Here is a 22,273-nt window from a genome sequence, read left to right as displayed (position 1 = left end):
TCCGGCGCCGTCGGGCGGGCCGGCCCGCCGCGCTCACCCACGCAACGCCTCCCGCCCCGCCCGGGTTCCCGGTACGGCGGACCTCTCGCGCGCCCACCCGTACAGCACGATCGAGCACACCGCCGCGACCGCGCACCAGGTCGACACGAACTCCAGCCGCCACAGAGCCCAGCATCCCGCCGCGCCCACCGCGACCAGGCTCCCCAGCCCCACCAGCCACCGGTCGCCCGACAGCAGCAGGGCTCCGACGGTGGCCGGCAGATAGCCCGCGACCAGCAGAGCGGGGTGGGAGAGATCGACGGCGTAACCCACGGTGTGCCCGCGGATCTCGGCCGTCACCGGGCCGGTCGCCAGCGCGTACCCGAGCACCGCGGCGGTGACCACGCCTACCGCCAGCGGGACGAGGAGCCGGCGCCGGGCCCGCGGCGACGCGGCGCACACCGTCCCCGCCGGCACCCAGACCGCCAGCAGGGGCAGCGCGATGACGGCCCAGACCACGGTGGCGGGCCCTCGCCCACCGTCCGACGCCCACACCGCCGCCTCGACGAGCTGATGGGCGCCCAGCAGCAACGGCAGCGCGGCGAGCGGCAGTTCCGTCCTCCGCCGCACCCGTGCCACACAAGCCACCCCGACCGCGCCGACGCCGGCTCCCGCCACCAGATCGGCCGTCGCACTCCAGCACATCGGTTCACCGCCAGGGGTCGGGGAGTGGTGCCGTGGCTCACGGACCCTTGCCCCTCGGGCTCCTGATCCAATCCTGCCGCGGGGCGAAGGGGTGACCGGCGAGCCGCGAGCCGATGAAGCCGCCCCGGCGGAAGGGGAGTTGCTCGTTCAGGTCCGGTCGATGGTTCCGCCATATGGACCTGGTGACCAAGACGATCTTCGTGCGGGCATGCTGCCTCGCATCGCTGAGGAAATACGCGAGGCATACCTGTCGGGCGCCGAACGGGCTGTGCACCTCGACGACCTGGTTTCTGAGCGTGGGCGCTCAGTGCCGGACGCCCGAGGCCACACTCGCCGTCGCGGTCGGCGTCCTCGTCGCGGCCGCCCGCGACCGGCACGGCGATCAAGCCGTGCTGCATGCGCTCGCCAGGCGTGAACGTGATGCCGGCCAGGCCCTGCATGTGCTGCAGGAAGCCCGGCCGTTGCCTTCGGCGGCCGCCGGATAGCGTGCCGGCATGACGATGACGAGGAAGCGGCGCGTTCTGTACCGGCAGGGCACCGGGTTCTGGCGGATGACGGCCAAGTGGGCTGTGGTCTTCGGGGCCCTGTCCCTGCTGGACGGCGGGCTGCTCCGCTCGTGGGGCGACGCGCTGGTCTGGCCGTTGATCGGGATCCTGCTGTGGGTGCCGTTCGGCATCGGCGTCATCTGGTACCCGAAGAAGGACCAGCGCATCCTGCTGACGACACGCGAACTGCGGGTACGGCGTAACCGGTTGTCGATGGAGGAGGTGAACCTGCTGCACGTCGCGCGGCTCTGGCTGGAGGGGCGCTCGACCGCGGACGATCAGCCGGTGCTGGAGTGGGTCCGGCGCGACCGGGTGGTGTGGGTGCCGTTGCGGGACGGCCGGGCGTTCGGCCTGGAGCTTCGCGACCCGGCCGCATTCGCCGAGGCCTTGGGTGCCTTCGCGGTCGCGGCGTGCGGCGGGCCGGAGGTCGTCCGCGCGAAAGCCGCGGCGGCGGCCTACCCCGAGCCGCGCCCGATGCGGGCCCGCTCGTCCACCGGCGACGGCGGCTCCTGGCCGGATGTCCTGGACATCTTCAGCTGACACCGTCGGCCGCAGGCCCGGACCCGGCTCCCGCGGAATCCGGTGGCGCGAAGGCGAGGCCGTTCAGGAGAGTGGGCGCATGCGACTCACGGCGATCACCCTCGACTGCCCCGACCCGCCGGCTCTGGCCGCGTTCTACGCGCACGCGACGGGTCTTCCGCTGCACCACGCGTCGGGTGAGGACTTCGCCGGACTCGTCGGTGAGGGTGGTCTGCTGCTCGGCTTCCAGCGGGTCGACGACTACGAGCCCCCGCGCTGGCCGGGGCAGAGCGTGCCGCAGCAGATCCATCTCGACTTCGCCGTCGACGACCTGGACGCCGCCGAGCAGCGGTTGTCGCAGCTGGGCGCTGCCCGCCCCGAGTCACAGCCGGGCGGTGACCGCTGGCGCATCCTCACCGACCCGGCCGGCCACCCCTTCTGCCTGACCCTGCCCAAGGGGGACGGCGCATGACGGGGGACGCGCTGCTGACCCGGGTGCACGGGTTGTGGGAGCGGCTGGCCGCCGTGCCGGGGCCGTTCCCGACGGGCGGCGGCGTCCTGATCGTCCACTCGCCCCGGTCACGGCTGTGCCCGCCGGGGTGGGCCGGGATCGTCCGGCTGGAGGACGGTGTGCTCGTCACCGGGCCCGACGAGCCGAGCACCGGCATGCTGCGACGGGCGCTGGCCGGGACGCCCGTGGACGCACTGGTCCGGGCGGACGCCGTCGCGGCGAGGCTGCCCGTCGCCGACGTGCTCGGGCCCGCCGTCCTCGCGTATCTCCCGACCGACCGCTTCCGGCCCGTCGCGGCACAGGTCGCGGCCCTTCCCGCAGGTCACGACGACATCCGCGCGCTGATAGCGGCCGCAGGGCCCGAGGACACGGAGGAGAGCGGTCTCGCCGACGTCGATTCGCCGGTGTTCGTCCTGCGGGACGGCGCGGACGTCGTGGCCGCAGCGGGATACACGAGCTGGCCGGAGTCGACCGCCCATGTGTGCGTCCTGACCGCGCCGGGCCGCCGCGGGCGCGGGCTGGCGCGGCGGACCGCCTCCGCTGCCGTGGGCCACGCGTTCGACGCCGGCCTGCTGCCCCAGTGGCGGGCCCGCTCAAAGGCGTCCCGGAGGGTGGCCGGGGCGCTGGGCTTCAGAGAGATGGGCGCCCAGCTGAGCGTCCGTCCGGACGTCGTCCGTTGAGGCGGGTCAGGACAGTGCGGACTGCGCCGGGCGGAAGCACGCCGTGACCGTCTTGCCGTGCGGGCAGGGCCGGGTCTCCCAGCTGTCGGCGAGTGCGTCGACGAGCATCATCCCGCGGCCGCCGACGCGTTCCGTGCTCGGCGGCTTAGGGCTCGGCAGGTCGGGCGACCCGTCGTGGACGGCGATGTGCAGACACCGGCTGTCCCAGGTCATGACCAGCTGGGCGCTGCTGCGCGCATGCCGGTGGGCGTTGGTGACCAGTTCGGAGACGGTGAGCAGGACGGAGTCCACCGTCTGTGGGTCGTCGCTGGTCCAGCCCAGCGTGTCGAGATGTCGGCGGGCCCAGTCACGGGCCTCCTTGACGGAGCTGTTTATCGGTAGAGCGCGGGCCCAGCCCACTGCACGCACCGCTGATCGGTCCACGGTGTTCCCTCCCTCGATCGGTGCCGCTGAGACAGCGTCTACCCTTCGGAAGCGGCATGAAGCCGGACAACCGGGCACCCGGCCGAACCCGCGGCGCCGACGGCGCCCCGTCCCTCGCCGTCACACCCGGCCCGCCGTACCCGCACCCGCCGGCGTACCCGCGCCGTCCGCGCCTGGGGGGGCCGGGGCCCGGAACCGGCGGACGGCCGTCTGACCTGCCCCGACAGGACGGGCCGACGGCTTATACAGTAGGTCGTGTGACAGAGGAACACCGGTGAGAGCGGCACGCGGCCTGTCCACGCTGGACGAGGTGGAGAGCGGCGACCACGTCTGCCAGCTCCTGGAACCGGCCGAGACCGCGGGCGAGCGCAGCCGCGCCTTCGTCGCAGACGGCGCGCTCTTCGGCGACAAGATCGTCATCGTCGGACCCGACGGCGGAGCCCCCCGCCGCCTCCCCGACGCCCCTGCCCCCGTGCTCATCGACCCCGCGCGGCTGGACGGATCGCTGCTCGCCGCGGTGCGCCGCGAGGCCGAGAACGCCGGACGCGAGGGCTTCCGCGCCGTGCGCATCCTGCGCCATGTCACGGCCGACCGTACCGGCGCCCCTCCCGACGGCATGCTGCAGAGCGAACTGGATCTGGAGGAGTTCGCCGCGGACAGCGGCGCCATGGTCCTGTGCACCTACCGCCCCGCCGACTGGGACCCGCCCACTCTCGATCAAGTGACGTGTGTGCATCCGCACCATGTGGGCAGCCGACCCGCAGCGCCCGAGTTCCGGGTGTTCAGGACCGGAGAGGGACACTGGACGGTGACAGGAGTCATCGACTCCGCGGGTGCCGCGGCGTTCGGCGCGGTGCTGCGCAACCTCGTCGCCCACGCCCCGGTGGTGCGCCTGATGTGCCACGAGCTGGAGTTCTTCGACGCGTCGGGGATGAGCGCACTGGCCGACGCGGCACGGTACCTGCCCGACCGACAGGTGATCATCGAGGGGGCCAACGAGACCGTGCGGCTGTGCTGGAAGTTGTCGGGATTCGCCGCGCCCGAGGTACCGGTGGTGATCTCGCCATGACCGACCGCACTCCGGCCGACACGCCGGACCAGAGCTCCGGCTACCGGCACGAGCTGTATCCGTACCAGGGCCGCGAGGCGTTCCTCGACGGCACGCTCGGCTTCATCCACGAGGCGCTCGACGGCGACGAGGCCGTGGTCGTGGCCGTCCCGCAGCACAAGGTGTCGCTGCTGCGCGCCGAACTCCCCGAGCTGTCGACCGTCCGTTTCGTCGACACCGACTCCGTCGCCCACCACCCGGGGCGGCTCATCGCCGCCTGGCAGGGATGGATCCACGAGCACGCCGTCGACGGCCGTCCGGTGCGCGGCATCGGCGAGTCCAGCTGGGAGGACGCGCACAGCCGGGCCGAGGTCCGGGAACTGCGCTATCACGAGTGGCTCCTCAACAAGGCCTTCGCCGACAGCCCCGCCTGGCGGCTGCTGTGCCCCTACGACACCGACGGCACGAACGCCGACCTGACGGCCATGGCCCGCTGCCACCCCGAGCTGCGTCAGGACGGCCGCAGCCGGCCCAGCGAGGGCTACGACGCCGAGGCCGCCTACGCGTTCGAACACATGGGCGGCCCCTGTGACCCCTTCGAGGAACTGTGGTACGGGACGGGAGACCTCGCCGCGGTGCGCGCCCGGATCGCCGAGTGCGCCGAGCGCAACGGTCTGGACGGGGTGCGGCTGCGCGAACTGAGCATCGCCGCCACGGAGATCGCCGGCAACAGCATCAAGCACGGCGGCGGCCGGGGCATGCTGCGTACCTGGGTCGACGAGGACCGCATGATCTGCGAGTTCTGGGACCGCGGCCACATCGAGGACCCCCTCCTCGGCCGGGTGCGGCCCCATGCCTCCCAGGTGGGCGGCCGCGGCCTGTGGCTGGCCCACCAGCTCTGCGACCTCGTGGAACTGCGGTCCACCCTCGAGGACGGCACGACGGTCCGCCTGCACAGCGCGCTGCGCCGCTGAGCGTCCGCGGGCGACGTCCGGTCCGTCCCGGCCGGCGCCGCCCCCGTGCAGCCCTCGGCTTCCCCGGGGTGCGGGGCGCGGGTGCGGCCCGCACGGTGGAGACAAGGGCGCCGCGCCCGTCGCGGGCCCGGAGGAAGCACCGCCGTCATGAGGAGCGCCGCCATGGCCAAGGGCAGCAGCCGCAAGGAGGAGCCGTCCGAGGGCGACAAGGTCGCCTGGAGCAGTCACGGCTCCGAGACCACCGGAACCGTGGAGAAGAAGATCACCGAGCGGACGAAGGCCGCCGGCCGCACCGTCGACGCCTCCCCGGACGATCCCCAGTACGAGGTCCGCAGCGACAAGTCCGGCCGTACGGCCGTGCACAAGCCGTCCGCCCTGAAGAACCGCGGGAAGAAGTGAGCGCCGGCCCCGCGACGGCGCCCGGAGCGAGGGGCCGGCCGGGGCCGGCCCTCGGGTCCCGGGGCGCCGGCGGCGCCCGTCATCTGCGATAGCCGAGGACGGTCATCATGCCGGACTCCGAGTGGTACTGGTTGTGGCAGTGCAGCATCCACAGTCCGGGGTTGTCGGCCATGAAGTCGAAGACGAGCTTGCGGTGCGGCAGGACGAGCGCGGTGTCCTTGCGCGTCCCGACCGAGTCGATGCCCGTCAGGGCGAAGGTGTGGCCGTGCAGATGCACGGGATGCCACATGTCGGTGGCGTTGACGACGGTCACCCGCACCCGTTCCCCCTCGCGGACGGGGTGGCGCTGTTCGACGGAGTAGGGCTGGTGGTCGATGGCCCAGTCGAACTTCTCCATGCCGCCGGTCAGCCGGAAGCGCATCTCGCGGTCCGGCTCGCGGTCGCTGAAGGCCACGGACTCCGCCGGTACGAGCCGACGGGCCGGCACGACCCTGCCGTCCAGCTCGTCCGGGTGCACGAAGGGGCCCGGGGTCCCCCCGCTGCCGGTGCGCAGCACGGCCAGGGCCCGGGCGTCCTTGCCCTCGGCCAGCGCGACCAGCGGGAACACCCCGTCCTGCGCGGTGACCAGCACGTCGTAGCGTTCGGCCATGCCGATCAGCAGCGCGTCCGTCTCCTTGTGCTCCACGGGATAGCCGTCGGTGTGGGTCACCGTCATCCGGTGGCCGCCCAGCGCCACCCGGAACGCGGTGTCGCCGCCGGCGTTGATGATGCGCAGCCGGATCCGGTCGCCGGGGCGGGCCTGGAAGACCGAAGGGGCCAGCGGCAGACGGCCGTTGACGAGGTAGTGCGGGTAGTCGACGTGGCCGCCCGGGCTGTGCAGCATCCGGCTGCGGGAGTGGCGCAGGATGCGGGACGGGCCGGTGGAGCCGCCGGACGACGACCGGGCGCCGGAGGCGGGGCCGTGGCCCGAGCCGTGGTGGTGGGAGAGGTCCTCGCCCATGTCCATGGGCGCCGCCCGGCCGCCCCGCAGCTGGGAGAGCACGGCGTCCGGGGTGGAGCCGTTCACGCCGTCCAGCCAGTCGTCCAGGACGACGACCCACTCCTTGTCGTAGGACAGCGGCTCCCGGGGGTCCTCGACGATCAGCGGGGCGTACAGACCGCGGTCGAGCTGCATGCCCGAGTGGGAGTGCAGCCAGTACGTCCCCGGGTGCGCCACCGCGAAGCGGTAGTGGAAGTCCGCGCCGGGCCTGATCGAGTACTGCGTGAGGCCTGGCACGCCGTCCATGTCGCAGCGCAGCCGCAGACCGTGCGAGTGCAGCGTCGTCGCCTCGGGCAGGTGGTTGGCGAGCGTGACGGCCAGGACGTCGCCCGAGCGGACCCGGATCTCCCGGCCCGGCAGCGTGTCGCCGTACGCCCACGATCTGACGGTCAGGCCGCCGAGGTCCAGGGCGGTCTCCACGGCGGTCAGTCTGACCTCGCGGACCGGGCCGGACCCGCGGGCCGCCTCGGCGGCGAGCACCTCGGGGCCGGACGGGTCCACGTACCCCCGGGGCCCCTTGGGGACGAAGCCGCCGGCATGACCGCTTCCGGCGGCCGGGCCGGACGCCGAGGGGCGGTCGGCCCCGGCGCGAGGACCGGCCGCCGACCGGGAGTCGGGGCCGGTCCCGGAGCAGCCGGCCAGGGCTCCCGAACCGGCGGCCGCGATCGATGCACCGAGCACGGTGCGCCGTGTATGTGTGTGCATAACTGAATAACACATGTCTTATAGTCATATTTGGGTGATTCCGGGCGGCGTGTCCGTCCGCCAGTGCCCTCGTCGCGGCGGCGAAGGCCGGGGCGCGCGGGAACGAAGGACGACGAAACCGCCGCTCAGGGGGAGCGGCGGTTCCGTCGGAGCCCGGTGAGACCCCGCCTCACTCGACCTTGGCCCAGTCGAGCGTGCGTTCCACCGCCTTCTTCCAGTCCGCGTAGCCCTGCGCCCGCCGGTCCTCGGACCACTGCGGCTCCCACCGCTTGGACTCCTGCCAGTGGGTCCGCAACTCATCGGTGTCCCGCCAGAATCCGGTGGCGAGCCCCGCCGCGTACGCGGCGCCGAGCGCGGTGGTCTCGGCGACGACCGGCCTGCTGACCGGCACACCGAGCACATCGGCCTGGATCTGCATGCACAGGTCGTTGGCGGTCACGCCGCCGTCGACCTTGAGCACGTCCAGGTGCACCCCGGAGTCCTGCTCCATGGCCTCGACCACGTCGCGGCTCTGGTAGCAGATGGCCTCCAGCGTCGCCCTGGCCAGGTGACCGTTGTCGTTGTAGCGCGCGAGGCCCACGATCGCGCCGCGTGCGTCGGAACGCCAGTACGGCGCGAACAGGCCCGAGAACGCGGGCACGAAGTACACGCCGCCGTTGTCCTCCACGGTGCGCGCGAGGCTCTCGCTCTCCGCCGCGTTGGCGATGATCTTCATCTGGTCGCGCAGCCACTGCACCGCGGACCCGGTCACGGCGATCGATCCCTCCAGGGCGTACACCGCCGGGCTGTCGCCGAACTGGTACGCCACGGTGGTCAGCAGCCCGTGCTGCGAACGCACCAGCTCCGTGCCGGTGTTGAGCACAAGGAAGTTGCCGGTGCCGTAGGTGTTCTTTGCCTCGCCCGGCGCGTAGCAGACCTGCCCGACCGTGGCCGCCTGCTGGTCGCCGAGCACGCCCGCGATGGGGATCGCCGCCCGCAGCGGCCGGGAGGTGCGGGTGACGCCGTAGGCCTCGCGGTCGGACGACGGCTTGATGGTGGGCAGCATCTCGCGGGGGATCCCGAAGAAGCCCAGCAGCTCGTCGTCCCAGTCGAGGGTCTCCAGGTCCATCAGCATGGTGCGGCTGGCGTTGGTCACGTCGGTGGCGTGGATGCCGCCGTCGGGACCGCCCGTGAGATTCCACAGGACCCAGGCGTCGGTGTTGCCGAAGAGGGCGTGACCCTGCTGTGCGGCCTCGCGGACCCCGTCGACGTTCTCCAGGATCCACTGGATCTTGCCGCCGGAGAAGTACGTCGCCGGCGGCAGGCCCGCCTTGCGGCGGATGACGTCGCCCTTGCCCGAACGCTCCAGCGCGGCGGCGATGGAGTCGGTGCGGGTGTCCTGCCAGACGATGGCGTTGTAGTAGGGGCGCCCGTTGCGCGGATCCCACACGACGGTGGTCTCGCGCTGGTTGGTGATGCCGATCGCCGCGAGGTCGTCCGGGGACAGGTTCCCGTGCCGCAGGGCGTTCTGGATCACCGAGTTGGTGCGCTCCCAGATCTCCACCGGATCGTGCTCGACCCACCCTGACTGCGGGAGGATCTGGGCGTGCTCCAGTTGGTGCTTCGCCACCTCGTTGCCGGAGTGGTCGAAGATCATGAAACGGGTGCTGGTGGTCCCTTGGTCCACCGCGCCCACGAAGTCAGCCATGGATTACCGCCTCTGTTGCGGGGATCAGCACCTCAGGGTGCGGGCAGGGGGTCCTTCGATGCGGGGATCGTCATTCCTCGGGCGTGGGGACACGGCCGGGGGGCTCCGGCTCCGCCGTGGGAAGGAAGTGGCCGACCAGGACCTTGTACAGGCCCGCGCCGAGCAGGCCGCCGATCAGCGGACCGATGATCGGCACCCAGAAGTACAGATTCCCGTACTGATCTCGCCAGGCCGTGCCGTACCCCGTGATGAAGCTGGCCAGTCTGGGGCCGAAGTCACGCGCCGGGTTGATCGCGTAGCCCGCGTTGGTGCCCCAGGCCATGCCGATGGCCACGACGACCAGACCGATGATGAACGGCGCCAGGTTGGCGCCCGGCGGCGTGTTCAGCAGATCCGTGATGGCCAGGATCAGCAGCAGCAGGATCGCGGTGCCGATGATCTGGTCACGGAACGCCCCCCACTCGTGGACCGGCAGGTTCGGATTGCCGTTGGCCGGGAGAGTGGAGAAGACGCCCTGGGTCTTGATGGTGTGACCGGGGTCGGCCTTCGCCAGCGCCTCGGTGTAGTTCCAGCGCACGATCAGAGCCGCCACGAAGGCCCCGGCCGTCTGGGCCAGCGCGTAGGGCGCCACCCTGCTCCACGGGAACCCCTTGAACGTGGCCAGCGCGACCGTCACCGCCGGATTGAGGTGGGCACCGCTCAACCGGGCCGCGACGTACACGCCCAGCGTGACGCCGAGGCCCCAGGCCCAGGAGATGCTGTCGTGGTTCCCGAGCCCGCCCGGCGGTGTCGTCAGGGCACCGCCGGCGACGACCTGGGCCACCACGCCGCAACCGAAGAGAATGAGGATCATGGTGCCGGCGAACTCGGCCGACAATTCGCCGATCAACCCCGCCCTTTTGAATCGCTCAGCCATGGAAGCCCGCTTCCCGCCGGTTCCTCACCGGCTTTCGAGTGCCCGAGCTCTCACCAGATCAGCATAAGTCGGTCATAAAGGGTGCGCAGATCAACGGCTTCCCGGGGCACCCGTTGATCGGACGACAAGGCCGGTGTCACCCGTGCCGGTGATCACGGCCGCTTACGGCCCTGGGCGAGGTCTCCCGGCGGCAGGGTGGGGGGATGCGTCGTTCTTCCTCTCTCGTGGCGGTGCCCTTTTCTGTCGTGGTGGTGCTGGCCGCCGGGCTGCTCGTCGGGGGCTGCGTGGCCGTGCCCCGTGGCGAACCGCAGCGGCCCGCCACGGGGAGCGCCACGGCCGACGTCCGGCCGTCCGCGCCCGGACCGTCGGCCGGCCGGCCCGACGGCCCGCCCACCGGTCGGGCCGCGCTCGTCGGCACCGGTTCCACGCCCAGCGCCCTGCGGACGTCCCGGCCCCGGGAAGCCGCGCCGGACGTGCGGCCGCGCAAGCGGGCGACGCGCGAGGCGCCCGAGCCGAACCGGCGCCGGGCCGGCGTCCGCGCGCCCCGCCCGGCCCCTGCCCCGGGCGCGCCCCGGCGGCGGTCCGGCCATTCGCGCACCGCGCAGTCGCCGTACGCCGACTACGACCTGCGCACCGTGTGCGGCTGGTCGCATCAGGCGCCTGTGTCGCCCTCCGTGCGGCAGCTCTGCGACGCCTACGTCCGCTGACGGCTCCGTCGAGAGCCGGCTACTCGCCCGACGGGGCCGTCAGCGTCGCGCCCAGCGCCACCGGAGCGCCGAAGTTCGGCGTGCCGTCGGCGTTCCACGTGAACTTCTGAGCCCTGGTGGAGCGGTTCATGTCGCAGCCGCCGCCCGCCGAGCTGTTGGCGTGGTAGACCATCCAGTCCTCACTCCCGTCGGGCGACTTGAAGAAGCCGTTGTGCCCGGGCCCGTACACCCCGCTCGCGTCGGAGCGCTGGAAGACCGGGTTCGGCGACTTCACCCAGGACGAGGAGTTCAGCGGGTCGCCGCCGTTGTAGGTGAGCATGCCCAGCTTGTAGTCGGGCGTGGAGCAGTGGCTCGCGGAGTAGACGATGAACGTCCTGCCGCCCCGCTGGAGCACTTCGGCGCCCTCGTTGACCGCGCCGCCGACGGTCTCCCAGCCGTAGGTCGGCGTGGACAGCAGCCTGCGGGTGCCGTTCGCCGTCCAGGGGTTGGACAGCGGCCGGATGAACATCGGCTGCGAGCCGTTGTAGAAGGTGCCGAGCAGATAGAGCTTGCCGCCCAGCTGCAGGATGCTCGGGTCCAGCTCCCAGGTGTTGTCCTGGGTCGGGTCGAGCAGGTCGGCCTTGAAGGTGTACGGCCCCATCGGGTCCGTACCGGCGCTCTCCAGCACATGGATCCGCTGGGTGCCCAGGTCGTACGGCTCCCTCCCGGCCGTGTAGTAGAAGTACCACCGCTTTCCGTTCGGGCCGTCGAGGAGGTGGAACTCCGGAGCCCACATGGTGCCCGCCCCGTTCGGCCGGGTCAGGTTGAAGATCACCTGGTCGGCGGCCGTGGCGAGGCCCCCCAGGGTGCGGGACTTGCGCATGGTGACCGTCGAGTTCCAGGTCGTGGTGGCGAGGTAGTAGTAGCCGTCGTGGTAGGTCAGCCAGGGGTCGGGCCCGTGCTGGGAGAGCGGGTTGGTGAAGGTCTTCGTGCCCGTGCCGCCGCCGGTGTGCCCGGGAAGCCGCCAGACCCTGCCGTTCGCCGAAGCACAGGGGAGCTGCACCAGGTTGACGCCGGGGGACGGCGAACCGCCGCTGGGCGTCACGCACTTGCCGGAGCTGACGGAGACCAGGTCGAAGGTCTTGTCCGTTCCGCTCACCGACACGGGGACGAGCCGCCACCGCTGGTTGGCCCCGCCGTGGCAGGGCCACTGGATGATCGCCACGTCGTCCGCGGTGGACGCGCCGTACACGTCGACGCACTGACCGGACCGGGTGGTGATCGTGTACGTGTCGCTCGACCCCGAGACGGGGGTGAAGGCGAAGTTCTGGTCGGCTCCGGAACCGCACGAGAACGCCCGTAGCTGCGTCCCCTCGGTCGACGAACCGCCCGGGAGATCCAGGCAGTTGCCGCCGTTCTGGTTCACCCCCGTCGAGGTGAACGTGACGGCTGCGGCGGCGGGCGGCGGCGCCACCAGCAAGGCGACCACCATGGCGAGTACGCCCATCAGCGCGGACAGGCATCTGGAACGAGTCACGGCCCGTACACCTTTGCTTCGAGGAGACCGACGGAGTTGGTGCCGTTGCTGGTGAGAAGCACACGGAGTCGCGTGGTGTTCGTCGCGGTGAACGTGACGGTGTTGTACTGGTTCTTGGCCAGCGGGTAGCCGCTCGCCCCGGGCACGTCGACGTAGGCGCTGCCGTTCCAGTACTGGAGCTTCCATGAGGCGGGCATGTCGATGCCCTGGTCGTCGTCGAAGAAGTACACCTCGGCCTTGCCGACCGTCTTCGCCGAGGGCCAGGTCAGCTCTGCCCACTGCTGTCCGGACTCCGGCCAGGTGCCCCAGCGCGGATTCACGGTGTCATGGGACGACGGCGGGTCGATCCCGTCGTTGACGGCGGTGACGTTCTCCCAGGAGGACGTGTACGACGCGGAAGCCGTCGCCGACGTCGCCAGGTTGGCCGGTGGCTGGACACCGCCCCGGTTGTAGATCTTCACCTCGGTCAGACCGGTCTTGGCGCCGGAGGCGTTGGTGGCCAGCACGCGGACACGTTGGGCGCTGACCGCCGGGAACCGCACCAGGTTGTAGTTGGCCCGCGGTGTCCCCGGGCTCTTGGTCTGGCCGGGCACGTTCACCCACGAACTGCCGTCGTGGTACTGGACGGTGTACGCGGACGGGGCCCGGTAGGCGGTGCTCGCCGGGCGGCTGTCCTTGAAGTACAGGCGCACCTCGTCGAGCGTGCGGGCGGTGCCGAAGTTCAGCTCGTACCAGTCCTGGCTGCCGGGGGAGCCGCCGGCGCCCCAGAACGGCTCGTTGGTGGGGTAGCCGTCGACCGCGCCCGCGGTGGTGCTGCCTGAGCCGGTGTGGGAGGCGGACACCGTCGCACCGGAGGCGAGGTTGGTCAGGTTCGCGGTCAGGTCGACGCCCGCCTTGGCGAACATGTCGACCAGCCGGGGGCTGTCCTGGACGACCTGGTTGGGGGCCTTGAGGCCGGGGACGGCCGCGTGGTGGGTGACCGTGCCGCTCGTGGTGACGTCACCCGTGGCCGGGTCCCAGGTGAAGGGCACCAGCGAGTTCACTGTGGCGACCCGGTTGCCGTCGACGTAGATCGAGTAGCCCTCCGGGACGCCCGGGTAGCGCACCACGCCGTCGGCCGGGTCGTCCCAGACGATGGACAGGTCGGCGCCCCGGTAGCGGAGGTTGTTGACCGTGAAGTGGCTCCAGCCGATGTCGATGGGGGAGAGCTCCACCTTGGCGTCGTTGCGCGGCCGCAGACCGGCGACGTCCTCGATGACGGTCCAGTTGCTGCTGCCGAGGATGTTGTGGTGGATCCAGGACCGGTAGTCGATCGAGCTGCCGTTCCAGTCCGCCCAGAACTCGTTGGCGTCGGGCCACTGGGTGTTGCCGCCGATGTACTGCGCCCAGGCGTTCCAGTAGAGGAGCTTCTTGTAGTCGGCCGCCTTCATCCAGGAGTTGGGGTAGTTGCGCAGCACCGAGGAGTACAGCCGGAACTGGACGGTGGAGTTGATCGTGGAGAAGTTGTTGGAGCCCGGGTTGCCCGCGTCGGCCGCCGCCCTCTTGTCTGCCTGGTTGGCGGTGTAGAAGGGGAAGACGGGGTACTGGGCCGGATCGTCGTACAGGCGCAGGGCCTGCTTGTAGGTCGCGGTGTTCGGCACCGCGCCGACCGCGAAGGGGTAGTAGTTGTTGATCTCCTTCCAGGGCACCCACTCGCCGGTCGACTTCAGCCGGTGCTCGAACAGCTGCCGGCCGGGGTTCCACAGCACGTTGACGATCGCGTCCTTGATCTGGTTCGCCAGCGTGCGCATCTCGGCGGCCTTGGCGGTGTTGCCGGTCGCCTCGTAGGCCTGGGCGGCGGCGAGCGCGCCGCTGTACTGGTAGGCGGACTCGGCGCGGTCCATGTTTCCGGGCTTCCAGTGGAAGGAGACCGCGTCGGCGTCGTTGCCGGTCAGGGCGCCCCAGTCGTACTCGATCAGCTTGTTGTCGTCGTGGTCGTAGTACGCGAGTTGGCCCTTGACGTCACCCTCGGCGTACTTGGCCAGGTTGCCCGCGACGGCCGGCTGGCCGCCGTGGATCTGGTAGCTCTTCCAGGCCGCCTCCGCGATGTACTGGGTGTAGCTGTTGGACCAGTTCTCCGGGTCGCCCGGGTTGTCCAGGAAGCGGCCGCCCTTGGAGGTCTGGCCGACACTGAGCCAGTCCCCGTACGCGTAGGCGGGGTTGCGCAGGTACTTGAGGTCGTCGATGTGCATGGGCTGGGTGAGCGCGATCGCGTTGTTGTAGCCCAGGACGCCCTCGGTCGAGGTCGGGAACTGGAAGGTCTGGCCCGGGATGTCGGCGTCCAGGTTGTTGAAGCGCATCAGCCACCAGCGGTAGTAGATGCTCTTCTTGATGGCCGGCTCGGGCACGTCGATGTAGGGCACGTTCTGCGCCCACCACAGGTTGTAGGCCCTGACGTGGGTGGCGAACGCGGTCGCGGGGGAGTGGCCGGCGTAGGCGTTGTACTCGGTGAGCGACTCGGGGATCTCGTCGGTGACGAAGCCCATGACCACCTTGGCGGTGACCGTGGCTCCGGCGGCGATCGTCACGGACCGGTCGAGGCCGCCGCCGGTGACGGTGAAGCCGTCGCCGGTGAGCCGGGGGCGGAGGGTGGTGAGGTTGTTCTTGGCGCCGACCTGCCCGGTGAGTTCACTGCCGGTGCCCGTGGTGGCGTACGGGGAAGTCGCCCGCAGGTGCAGTGTGGTGGAACTCGAACCGTTGTTCTTGATCGCCAGGTTGGTCACCGCGACGTTGTTGTCGGTGATGAACTTGGTCTGGTCGACCGTGATCGAGCCGCTGGTGTGCACGCTCTTCCAGTGGCTGGGCGTCTGGCGGCGCCGGCCGACCTGCTCGGTGAAGGCGCCCGGGCTGATCGCGACCGTGTAGGCGCTGTTGTCGTTGATGCTCTCCCAGTAGGCCACCTTGCCGCCGAAACCGAGTTTCGACGGGTCGTGCTCCTTCATGAAAACGGCCCGGCCCCGGCTCATCAGCCAGGGGCCGGCCGGGTCGTCGCCGGAGCGGGCGAGCAGGCGGTCCATCCAGAAGTCAGTGCCCGAACTCTCCGCGTCGTAGATGGCCTTCATCATGTCGCCCGTCGTGTGGGCGACGGGCGGGGCCGGGATCGCGGGGCCGCTGAACGTGGGAAACCCGATGGTCTGCGCGGCGGAGGCCGGGGTGATGGAACAGACGGAGCCGATGACGAGCACGAGGGCGACGAGGAGGCGCTTCATGCGGTGCTCCCTCTCCGGTTGACGGCATGCGGACATGTCATGCGCCTGACACGTGTGCGGGGAAACCGACCTAAAAGGTTTTCGCAACGTAGGAGCGGGCCGGGGAGGTGTCAAGGGGGGCGGGCGGCAGCGGACTTGGCGCGCCGCCCGCCCCTCAGGAGAGCGGCGCCGTCGAACCCCTGATCACCACCCGGCAGGGCAGCGACTCGATCCCCGAGCGCCGCACTCCCGAGATCGCGGTGAACAGGGCGTGCGCGGCCGCCCGCCCGACCTGCTCCAGGTTCATGTCGACACTGGTCAGCGGTGGGCGCGAGGACGACGTCAGGACCTGCCAGTCGTCGAAGCCCATGACCGCCACGTCCTCCGGCACCCGGTGCCCGCGCTCGCGCAGCACGTCCATGACGCCTCGGGCTATCTGGTCGCTGCCGCACAGCACCGCGTCGACGTCCGGGTGCCGGTCCAGCAGCAGCGCGGTGGCCGCCCGCCCCCAGCCCTCCGACCACGCGCCGAACCGCGGTTCGCCGACCAGGGCGAGACCGGCGTCGGCGAGCGCGGCCCGCGCCCCCTCGGCCCGGTCCCGTGCGGCGAGGTAGCCGGGGTCGCCGCTGATGTGCGCGATCCGGGTCCGGCCGCAGGCCAGCAGGTGATCCACGGCGATCCGGCCGGCGTCGACGTTGTCGGGGACGATGGACAGGTCCGCCGGATCGTCCGAGGGCGCGTACGCGTACACGACGGGCACGGGCAGCTCGCGGCCCAGCGACGGCCGGGGGTCGGTCCGGCTGCCGACCACGATGAGGCCGTCGACCCGCCGTCCCAGCAGCGCCCGCACGTGATGCTGCTCGCGGATCGCGTCACCGCGGGCGTCGCACAGGAACACCGCGACCTCGCCCGCGCCGAAGGCGTCCTCGGCGCCCATGAGGATCGGGATGCTGAAGCGGCCCTCCAGGTCGCTGGTGAGCAGGCCGACGGTGCCGGTCCGCCCGGCGAGCAGGCCGCGGGCCAGCTGGTTGGGCCGGAACGACAGCCGCTCGGCCGCCTCGACCACCCGCTGCCGGGTCTCCGCACGCACCTGGCTGCGGCCGTTGAGCGCCTTGGACGCGGTGGCGATGGACACGCCCGCGAGTCGGGCGACGTCGCCGAGCGTGGCGGGATGCGAACGAGAGGGGCCGGTGGCCTGCGTCATGAGGGTTCTCCTGTCACGCGTCGCGTCCGTGAAACCGTACGCGAGAAGTTTCGGACCAGTGCGTCGAGTGCGCTTTCGCGGGTTTCGGCGAGGCCGGTCAAGACGCTCCGTGCAAGGGGATTGACGGGCGGTGAGCGGGGTCCTAGCTTTCAGAAAGCCTTTTCGGTCCGTTTCTTTTCGGTTCGTTTCTGTCGAGGGGGAAGTCATGGGGAGAACGACCGGACCACGCGGACGGATGCGCCGACTCGCCCTCGGCGCGGCCGCGTTGCTCACCGCGGGGAGCCTCATCACCGCCTGCGGGTCGGGCGACGGCGGTTCGCGGAGCGGGGCGGGGGACAAGGCCTCGGACGCGAACGGCGTGGACGACGGCGCCACGCTGACGATGTGGACGCGGGCCGCGACCAGACCCCAGAGCGAGGCGCTGGTCAAGGCGTACAACGCCCACCACAAGAACAAGGTCGAGCTCACCGTCGTCCCCACCGACGACTACCAGGCCAAGGTCGGAGCCGCGGCCGGCTCCCACGACCTCCCCGACCTCTTCGCCTCCGACGTGGTCTTCGTCCCCAACTACACCTCCAGCGGGCTCTTCGCCGATCTCACCGACCGCGTCGACGCGCTGCCCTTCGCCGGCAAGCTGGCCCGGTCGCACATCGAAGCCGGCACGTACGAGGGCAAGAAGTACGTCGTCCCGCACACTCTCGACCTCTCGGTGCTCTTCTACAACAAGGCGCTCTACAAGAAGGCCGGGCTCGACCCTGCGAAGCCGCCCACCACCCTGGCCGAATGGGACCGGCAGGCACGGGCCGTCGACGCGCTCGGCGGGGACGTCAGCGGCACCTTCTTCGGCGGCAACTGCGGTGGCTGCGGCGTCTTCACCTGGTGGCCGTCCATCTGGGCCGCGGGCGACGAGGTCATGAACGACAACGGCACCGAGGCCGAGCTCGACTCCGCCACCGCGAAGAAGGTCTACGACACCTACCGCGGCTGGGTGAAGGACGGCATCGTCGCCCCCGGCGCCCGCGACGAGACGGGCGCGACCTGGACCGGCGTCTTCCCCAAGGGCAAGGTCGGCGTGATGCCCATGCCGTCGACCACCCTGGGCCTGATGCCCAAGAGCCTCGACCTCGGCGTCGCGCCCATCCCCGGCCCCGACGGCGGCAAGTCCACCTTCGTCGGCGGCGACGCCGTCGGCATCGCCGCCACCAGCAAGAAGGCCGACCAGGCCTGGAACTTCCTCGCCTGGTCCCTGGGTGACGAGGCGCAGGTCGAGGTGGTCGCGGCCCACAAGGACGTGGTGGCGCGCACCGACCTGGCCTCCAACAAGTACTCCGACGCCGACCCGCGTCTGGTCGCCGTCAACCAGCTCGTCGCCGACGGCCGCACCCCCTACGCGCTGAAGTTCGGGCAGACCTTCAACGACCCCAACGGGCCCTGGCTGACCCTGATGCGCGACGCCGTCTTCGGCGACGGGGCGTCCGTGGAGAAGGACAACAAGGCGGTCAGCGCGTCGCTGGCCGAGTAGAGCGCCGCCCTTGCGAGCCCCGCGAGTTCCTCCACATCACCCGGCAGAGGAGAGCCATGCAGGTGAAGGCGCCCGACCGGGCGGCCGCCGAGCAGCAGGCCCCACCACGACGCCCGCCAGGCCGCCCCGCCGCCACCGCGGCCCGGTGGCGGCGGTCCCGCACACTCCAGGGCCTCGGCTACGCGGCCCCCACGGCCCTGTTCGTCGCGGTCTTCTTCCTGCTGCCCCTGCTGCTCGTCGGGCAGATGTCCCTCCACGACTGGCCCCTGCTCGCCGGCGACCGCGGCGGCAACGCCCCCGAGAACTACACCGACATCAGCGACAGCCCCCTCTTCTGGCCCGCCGTCCGCTTCACCCTCCTCTACACCGTGGTCGTCACCGTCGTCCTCCTCGGCCTCGCGCTCGGGCTCGCCCTGCTGGTGCAGGAGTCCCGCCCGGGCGCCGGCTTCTTCCGCACCGTCTACTTCCTGCCCGGCGCCCTGGGCCTGGCCTCCGCGTCCCTGCTGTTCTGGGGCCTGTACAGCCCCACCACCGGCCCGCTCAGCAAGATCCTCGAGAAGCTCGGCCTCGTCAGCGACCCGGTGTCCTTCCTGGGCACCCCGACCTCGGCCCTGCTGTCCACGGTGTTCCTCGTCGTGTGGAAGTTCGCCGGCTTCTACATGCTGATCCTCCTCGTGGGCCTCCAGCGCATCCCCCACGAGGTCTACGAGGCGGCGCGGATGGACGGCGCGAGCCGGGCCCAGACCTTCCGCTCCATCACCCTGCCCCTGCTGCGGCCCTCGCTCGCGCTGTCCCTGCTGCTGTGCGTGACCGGATCCCTGCTCGCGTTCGACCAGTTCTTCGTCCTCACCAAGGGCGGGCCCGACAACAGCACCGTCACCGTGGTGCAGCTGATCTACCGGGAGGCGTTCCAGAAACTGAACCTCGGCACCGCCGCCGCCCTGTCGATCATCGTGCTCGCCGCCCTGCTCCTGCTCAACATCGTGCAGTTCCGCGGTCTGCGCCGCGACGACGCGTCATGAACTCCGCCACCCCACGAAGGGACATCCCGGTGCTCACCCGCGCCCTCGGCCGGACGCCGTACCACGTCGTCGCCGGCGGTCTGGCCGTCGTCTTCCTCTTCCCGCTGCTGTGGAACGCCTGGGCCTCCGTCAGCGCGCAGCCCGGCACCGCGCAGGAGTCGGGCTACGGCCTCGGCAACTACAGGACACTGCTGGATTACGACGCCGGCCTGTGGCGCTACCTCCTCAACAGCACCCTCGTCTCGGCGCTCACCGTCGCCCTGACCCTCACGGTGTCCCTGCTCGGCGGCTACGCGTTCGCCCGCTTCGACTTCCCCGGCAAGAACCTGCTGTTCCTGCTCACCCTGGCCATCCTCATGGTCCCCTACGCCACACTCCTCATCCCGCTCTACGTCCTGCTCGGCAGACTCCACCTGCAGAACTCGCTGATCGGGCTGAGCCTGGTGCTGGCCATGTTCCAACTGCCGTTCGCCACCTTCATGATGCGGATCTCCTTCGAGTCGGTCCCGCGCGAACTGGAGGAGTCGGCTCTCGTCGACGGCTGCGGCACCGCCGGCGCGCTGCGCCGCATCCTCCTCCCGGCGGTGCGACCGGGGCTGATCACCGTCGGCCTGTTCGCCTTCCTCGCCGCCTGGAACGACTTCATCGCCCCCCTGATCCTCATCTCCGACAGCGAGAAGGCGCCGCTGCCGCTCGCCGTCGCCAACCTGCGGCAGCAGAGCATGGGCGCCGTCGACTACGGCGCCACCGAGGCCGGTGTGGTGGTCCTCGCCATGCCCTGCCTCCTGCTCTTCCTGCTGCTGCAACGGCACTACGTACGGGGCTTCATGTCGGGCGCGCTCAAAGGCTGAAGCGCTCCCGTCTCCACGGACACCCCCCGAAAGGACGTACCGAAGGCATGAACCGGTGAGAGAGAACACGGCGCGCTCGTCCATCCTGCCGGTGGCGCCGAACCGGGGACGGCTGCGGCCGCTCGGTCTGGACGAGGTCAAGATCACCGGGGGCTTCTGGGGCCGGCGCCGGCACACCAACGCCACCGCCACGATCGGCCACTGCCTCGACCGGATGGCACGCGCCGGCTGGACCGGCAACTTCAGGGCCGCCGCCGAGGGCCGCGTCCACCGCGACCGGCGGGGCCGGGAGTTCGCCGACTCCGAGATGTACAAACTGCTCGAAGCGATGGGCTGGACGCGGGACCCGCACGACTCGGAGACGGCCGCGTTCACCGACCTCGTCGCCTCCGCCCAGGAACCCGACGGCTACCTCAACACCGCCTTCGGCCGCCCCGGACAGCAGCCCCGCTACAGCGACCTCGCATGGGGGCACGAGCTGTACTGCTACGGCCACCTGATCCAGGCGGGCGTGGCGCAGATGCGGGCGGGCGGCGAGGGCGAGCTCGCGAAGACCGCCCGCCGGGCCGCCGACCACGTCTGTGCCGCCTTCGGGCCGCACGGCATCGACGGCGTCTGCGGACACCCGGGGATCGAGACAGCCCTGGTCGAACTGGCCAGGGCGACCGGAGAGGAGCGCTACCTCGCCCAAGCCGCGCTCTTCCTCGAGCGGCGCGGACACGGCAGGCTCGCCGACACCGAGTTCGGCCGCGCCTACTTCCAGGACGACATGCCGGTCCTGGAGGCCGACGTCCTGCGCGGGCACGCCGTCCGCGCCCTGTACCTCGCGTCCGGCGCCGTCGACGTGGCCGTGGAGACCGGCGACGAGGACCTGCTCGCCGCGGTCATACGGCAGTGGGACGCGACCGTCGCCCGCCGCACCTACCTCACCGGCGGGATGGGCTCCCACCACCGCGACGAGTCCTTCGGCGACGATTTCGTGCTGCCGCCCGACCGCGCCTACTCGGAGACCTGCGCCGGCGTCGCCTCCGTGATGCTCAGCTGGCGGCTGCTGCTCGCCACCGGCGACCCGCGCTACGCCGACCTGGCCGAGCGCACCCTGTTCAACGTGGTCGCGACCTCCCCGTCCGACGACGGACGCGCCTTCTTCTACGCCAACACCCTGCACCGGCGCCGCCGGGGCGCCGTGCCGCCGGCGGACCGTGACAGCCCCCGCGCCGAGTCGAGCCTGCGCGCCCCGTGGTTCGCGGTGTCCTGCTGCCCGACCAACGTGGCCCGGACGCTGGCCGCGCTGCCCGCCTACCTGGCGACGACGGACGACGCCGGCATCCAGCTGCACCAGTACGCGGACGCGGAGATCACCACCGCGCTCGCCGGCCGCCGGGCCGTCGCCCTGACCGTCCGCACCGACTACCCCTCCGGCGGCGGAGTGGCCGTGCGGATCGACCGCGCCCCGGACCATCCGTGGACCCTGTCCCTGCGCGTCCCCGCCTGGACGCGGGGCGCCACCACGTGGCTGGTCGGACCGGACGGCGCGCGCCGGGCAGTGGCGCCGGGCACGGCCGAGGTCACCCGTGTCTTCCGGCCCGGGGACGAGCTGCGGCTCGAACTGCCCGTGACACCGCGCTGGATCGCGGCCGACCCGCGCGTCGACGCGGTGCGCGGCACGCTGGCCGTCCAGCGGGGGCCGCTGGTGTACTGCGCCGAGTCCGTGGACCTGCCCGCCGGGCACGAGGTCGACGCCGTACGGGTGGATCCCTCCGGCGAGCCCGCGGACGGACCGGACGACACCGTCGTCGTCCCCGGCCGGCTCTCCGCCCCGGCGCCGGAGCACGACGCCGCGTGGCCCTACCGGACGCCCGGCGGGCCTCCCGCTGCCGTCCCGGACGCCGACCGTGCGGACATCACCCTCGTCCCCTACCACTCCTGGGCCGGCCGCGGCCCCTCGACGATGCGGGTGTGGCTGCCGACGGCCGAGCCCCCGTCTCCGGGGAGGGAGTCATGAACCCGGCCCGGGCGAGGACCGCCCCCGCGGGAGAACTCCCTCATGACCACCCGCTCCCTGCCGACCCGTGCCCGCCGACGACCGACGAT

The 22,273-nt window shown here is 71.5% G+C and carries 20 protein-coding genes; 12 read left to right on the top strand and 8 right to left on the bottom strand.

The window, feature by feature from the left end:
- Window positions 1–33 precede the first annotated feature (33 nt).
- Window positions 34–684 carry a DUF6629 family protein gene (locus ACIRS4_RS09490; RefSeq protein ID WP_404192402.1) on the bottom strand — a complete coding sequence of 217 codons (651 nt, stop codon included), beginning with the start codon at window positions 682–684 and terminating at the stop codon, window positions 34–36.
- Between the two features lie 173 nt (window positions 685–857).
- On the opposite strand from ACIRS4_RS09490, the gene ACIRS4_RS09485 reads away from it, so the two are divergent.
- The 4 genes from ACIRS4_RS09485 (at window position 858) to ACIRS4_RS09470 (ending at window position 2,939) form a co-directional block, all read left to right on the top strand.
- Window positions 858–1,169 (top strand): hypothetical protein, encoded by a 312-nt coding sequence (locus ACIRS4_RS09485; protein WP_404192400.1) that lies wholly within the window; start codon window positions 858–860, stop codon window positions 1,167–1,169.
- A gap of 9 nt (window positions 1,170–1,178) precedes the next feature.
- A complete protein-coding gene (locus ACIRS4_RS09480) occupies window positions 1,179–1,769 on the top strand; it encodes a hypothetical protein (protein ID WP_404192397.1) in 591 nt (196 codons plus the stop codon).
- A gap of 79 nt (window positions 1,770–1,848) precedes the next feature.
- Window positions 1,849–2,220, top strand: coding sequence for a VOC family protein (locus ACIRS4_RS09475; RefSeq protein ID WP_404192395.1), 372 nt, complete (start codon window positions 1,849–1,851; stop codon window positions 2,218–2,220).
- Window positions 2,217–2,939 (top strand): GNAT family N-acetyltransferase, encoded by a 723-nt coding sequence (locus ACIRS4_RS09470; RefSeq protein WP_404192393.1) that lies wholly within the window; start codon window positions 2,217–2,219, stop codon window positions 2,937–2,939. Before ACIRS4_RS09475 ends, ACIRS4_RS09470 begins: the two co-directional genes overlap by 4 nt.
- Before the next feature lie 6 nt (window positions 2,940–2,945).
- Here ACIRS4_RS09470 and ACIRS4_RS09465 read toward each other — a convergent pair whose 3' ends face one another.
- The gene (locus ACIRS4_RS09465; protein ID WP_404192391.1) at window positions 2,946–3,362 is read right to left on the bottom strand and encodes an ATP-binding protein; all 417 of its coding nucleotides are present in this window, start codon (window positions 3,360–3,362) and stop codon (window positions 2,946–2,948) included.
- A 274-nt stretch (window positions 3,363–3,636) separates the two neighbouring features.
- Between ACIRS4_RS09465 and ACIRS4_RS09460 the strand changes: the two genes are divergently transcribed.
- The 3 genes from ACIRS4_RS09460 to ACIRS4_RS09450 all read left to right on the top strand — a co-directional run bounded on the left by ACIRS4_RS09460 (window position 3,637) and on the right by ACIRS4_RS09450 (window position 5,783).
- Window positions 3,637–4,431, top strand: a complete 795-nt coding sequence (locus tag ACIRS4_RS09460; RefSeq protein WP_404192389.1) for an MEDS domain-containing protein — start codon at window positions 3,637–3,639, stop codon at window positions 4,429–4,431.
- Window positions 4,428–5,384, top strand: coding sequence for an anti-sigma factor RsbA family regulatory protein (locus tag ACIRS4_RS09455; RefSeq protein ID WP_404192387.1), 957 nt, complete (start codon window positions 4,428–4,430; stop codon window positions 5,382–5,384). Before ACIRS4_RS09460 ends, ACIRS4_RS09455 begins: the two co-directional genes overlap by 4 nt.
- 162 nt (window positions 5,385–5,546) lie before the next feature.
- Window positions 5,547–5,783 carry a DUF2945 domain-containing protein gene (locus ACIRS4_RS09450; RefSeq protein WP_404193072.1) on the top strand — a complete coding sequence of 79 codons (237 nt, stop codon included), beginning with the start codon at window positions 5,547–5,549 and terminating at the stop codon, window positions 5,781–5,783.
- A 79-nt stretch (window positions 5,784–5,862) separates the two neighbouring features.
- Here ACIRS4_RS09450 and ACIRS4_RS09445 read toward each other — a convergent pair whose 3' ends face one another.
- The 3 genes from ACIRS4_RS09445 to ACIRS4_RS09435 all read right to left on the bottom strand — a co-directional run bounded on the left by ACIRS4_RS09445 (window position 5,863) and on the right by ACIRS4_RS09435 (window position 10,130).
- Complete coding sequence (locus ACIRS4_RS09445) at window positions 5,863–7,527, bottom strand: multicopper oxidase family protein (RefSeq protein ID WP_404192385.1); 1,665 nt, start codon at window positions 7,525–7,527, stop codon at window positions 5,863–5,865.
- Window positions 7,528–7,696: 169 nt separating this feature from the next.
- Complete coding sequence (gene glpK, locus ACIRS4_RS09440; RefSeq protein WP_404192382.1) at window positions 7,697–9,214, bottom strand: glycerol kinase GlpK; 1,518 nt, start codon at window positions 9,212–9,214, stop codon at window positions 7,697–7,699.
- Between the two features lie 70 nt (window positions 9,215–9,284).
- Window positions 9,285–10,130, bottom strand: a complete 846-nt coding sequence (locus ACIRS4_RS09435; protein WP_404192379.1) for an MIP/aquaporin family protein — start codon at window positions 10,128–10,130, stop codon at window positions 9,285–9,287.
- 230 nt (window positions 10,131–10,360) lie between these two features.
- Between ACIRS4_RS09435 and ACIRS4_RS09430 the strand changes: the two genes are divergently transcribed.
- Entirely contained in the window at window positions 10,361–10,837 is a 477-nt protein-coding gene (locus ACIRS4_RS09430) for a hypothetical protein (protein ID WP_404192377.1), read from the top strand.
- 19 nt (window positions 10,838–10,856) lie between these two features.
- Here the strand turns inward: ACIRS4_RS09430 and ACIRS4_RS09425 are convergent, their stop codons facing one another.
- The 3 genes from ACIRS4_RS09425 to ACIRS4_RS09415 form a co-directional block, all read right to left on the bottom strand.
- Window positions 10,857–12,353, bottom strand: a complete 1,497-nt coding sequence (locus ACIRS4_RS09425; RefSeq protein ID WP_404192374.1) for a family 43 glycosylhydrolase — start codon at window positions 12,351–12,353, stop codon at window positions 10,857–10,859.
- Window positions 12,350–15,601 carry a discoidin domain-containing protein gene (locus tag ACIRS4_RS09420; RefSeq protein WP_404192372.1) on the bottom strand — a complete coding sequence of 1,084 codons (3,252 nt, stop codon included), beginning with the start codon at window positions 15,599–15,601 and terminating at the stop codon, window positions 12,350–12,352. Before ACIRS4_RS09420 ends, ACIRS4_RS09425 begins: the two co-directional genes overlap by 4 nt.
- Before the next feature lie 154 nt (window positions 15,602–15,755).
- The gene (locus ACIRS4_RS09415; RefSeq protein ID WP_404192369.1) at window positions 15,756–16,784 is read right to left on the bottom strand and encodes a LacI family DNA-binding transcriptional regulator; all 1,029 of its coding nucleotides are present in this window, start codon (window positions 16,782–16,784) and stop codon (window positions 15,756–15,758) included.
- Between the two features lie 205 nt (window positions 16,785–16,989).
- On the opposite strand from ACIRS4_RS09415, the gene ACIRS4_RS09410 reads away from it, so the two are divergent.
- From ACIRS4_RS09410 to ACIRS4_RS09395, 4 genes are read left to right on the top strand one after another with little or no spacing between them, the layout of a single operon-like run.
- Window positions 16,990–18,306 carry an ABC transporter substrate-binding protein gene (locus ACIRS4_RS09410; protein ID WP_404192366.1) on the top strand — a complete coding sequence of 439 codons (1,317 nt, stop codon included), beginning with the start codon at window positions 16,990–16,992 and terminating at the stop codon, window positions 18,304–18,306.
- A gap of 56 nt (window positions 18,307–18,362) precedes the next feature.
- The gene (locus ACIRS4_RS09405; protein ID WP_404192363.1) at window positions 18,363–19,328 is read left to right on the top strand and encodes a carbohydrate ABC transporter permease; all 966 of its coding nucleotides are present in this window, start codon (window positions 18,363–18,365) and stop codon (window positions 19,326–19,328) included.
- A 29-nt stretch (window positions 19,329–19,357) separates the two neighbouring features.
- Window positions 19,358–20,179, top strand: coding sequence for a carbohydrate ABC transporter permease (locus tag ACIRS4_RS09400; RefSeq protein WP_404193069.1), 822 nt, complete (start codon window positions 19,358–19,360; stop codon window positions 20,177–20,179).
- Window positions 20,180–20,234: 55 nt separating this feature from the next.
- The gene (locus ACIRS4_RS09395) at window positions 20,235–22,184 is read left to right on the top strand and encodes a glycoside hydrolase family 127 protein (protein WP_404192360.1); all 1,950 of its coding nucleotides are present in this window, start codon (window positions 20,235–20,237) and stop codon (window positions 22,182–22,184) included.
- Window positions 22,185–22,273: the final 89 nt, after the last annotated feature.

The sequence above is a fragment of the Streptomyces sp. NPDC101166 genome, from assembly GCF_044768125.1.
In the GTDB taxonomy this organism is placed as follows: Bacteria; Actinomycetota; Actinomycetes; order Streptomycetales; family Streptomycetaceae; genus Streptomyces.
Note: the sequence above shows the minus strand (reverse complement) of the source record. Positions and strands in the feature narration are given on the sequence as shown.

Bases quoted from the DNA above. Each gene is read 5' to 3' on its own strand.
- ACIRS4_RS09405 (WP_404192363.1), top strand. From the start codon at position 18,363: ATGCAGGTGAAGGCGCCCGACCGGGCGGCCGCCGAGCAGCAGGCCCCA.
- ACIRS4_RS09450 (WP_404193072.1), top strand. From the start codon at position 5,547: ATGGCCAAGGGCAGCAGCCGCAAGGAGGAGCCGTCCGAGGGCGACAAG.
- ACIRS4_RS09475 (WP_404192395.1), top strand. From the start codon at position 1,849: ATGCGACTCACGGCGATCACCCTCGACTGCCCCGACCCGCCGGCTCTG.
- ACIRS4_RS09420 (WP_404192372.1), bottom strand. From the start codon at position 15,601: ATGAAGCGCCTCCTCGTCGCCCTCGTGCTCGTCATCGGCTCCGTCTGT.
- ACIRS4_RS09445 (WP_404192385.1), bottom strand. From the start codon at position 7,527: ATGCACACACATACACGGCGCACCGTGCTCGGTGCATCGATCGCGGCC.
- ACIRS4_RS09410 (WP_404192366.1), top strand. From the start codon at position 16,990: ATGGGGAGAACGACCGGACCACGCGGACGGATGCGCCGACTCGCCCTC.
- ACIRS4_RS09415 (WP_404192369.1), bottom strand. From the start codon at position 16,784: ATGACGCAGGCCACCGGCCCCTCTCGTTCGCATCCCGCCACGCTCGGC.
- ACIRS4_RS09480 (WP_404192397.1), top strand. From the start codon at position 1,179: ATGACGATGACGAGGAAGCGGCGCGTTCTGTACCGGCAGGGCACCGGG.
- ACIRS4_RS09485 (WP_404192400.1), top strand. From the start codon at position 858: ATGGACCTGGTGACCAAGACGATCTTCGTGCGGGCATGCTGCCTCGCA.
- ACIRS4_RS09435 (WP_404192379.1), bottom strand. From the start codon at position 10,130: ATGGCTGAGCGATTCAAAAGGGCGGGGTTGATCGGCGAATTGTCGGCC.
- ACIRS4_RS09455 (WP_404192387.1), top strand. From the start codon at position 4,428: ATGACCGACCGCACTCCGGCCGACACGCCGGACCAGAGCTCCGGCTAC.
- ACIRS4_RS09490 (WP_404192402.1), bottom strand. From the start codon at position 684: ATGTGCTGGAGTGCGACGGCCGATCTGGTGGCGGGAGCCGGCGTCGGC.
- glpK (WP_404192382.1), bottom strand. From the start codon at position 9,214: ATGGCTGACTTCGTGGGCGCGGTGGACCAAGGGACCACCAGCACCCGT.
- ACIRS4_RS09470 (WP_404192393.1), top strand. From the start codon at position 2,217: ATGACGGGGGACGCGCTGCTGACCCGGGTGCACGGGTTGTGGGAGCGG.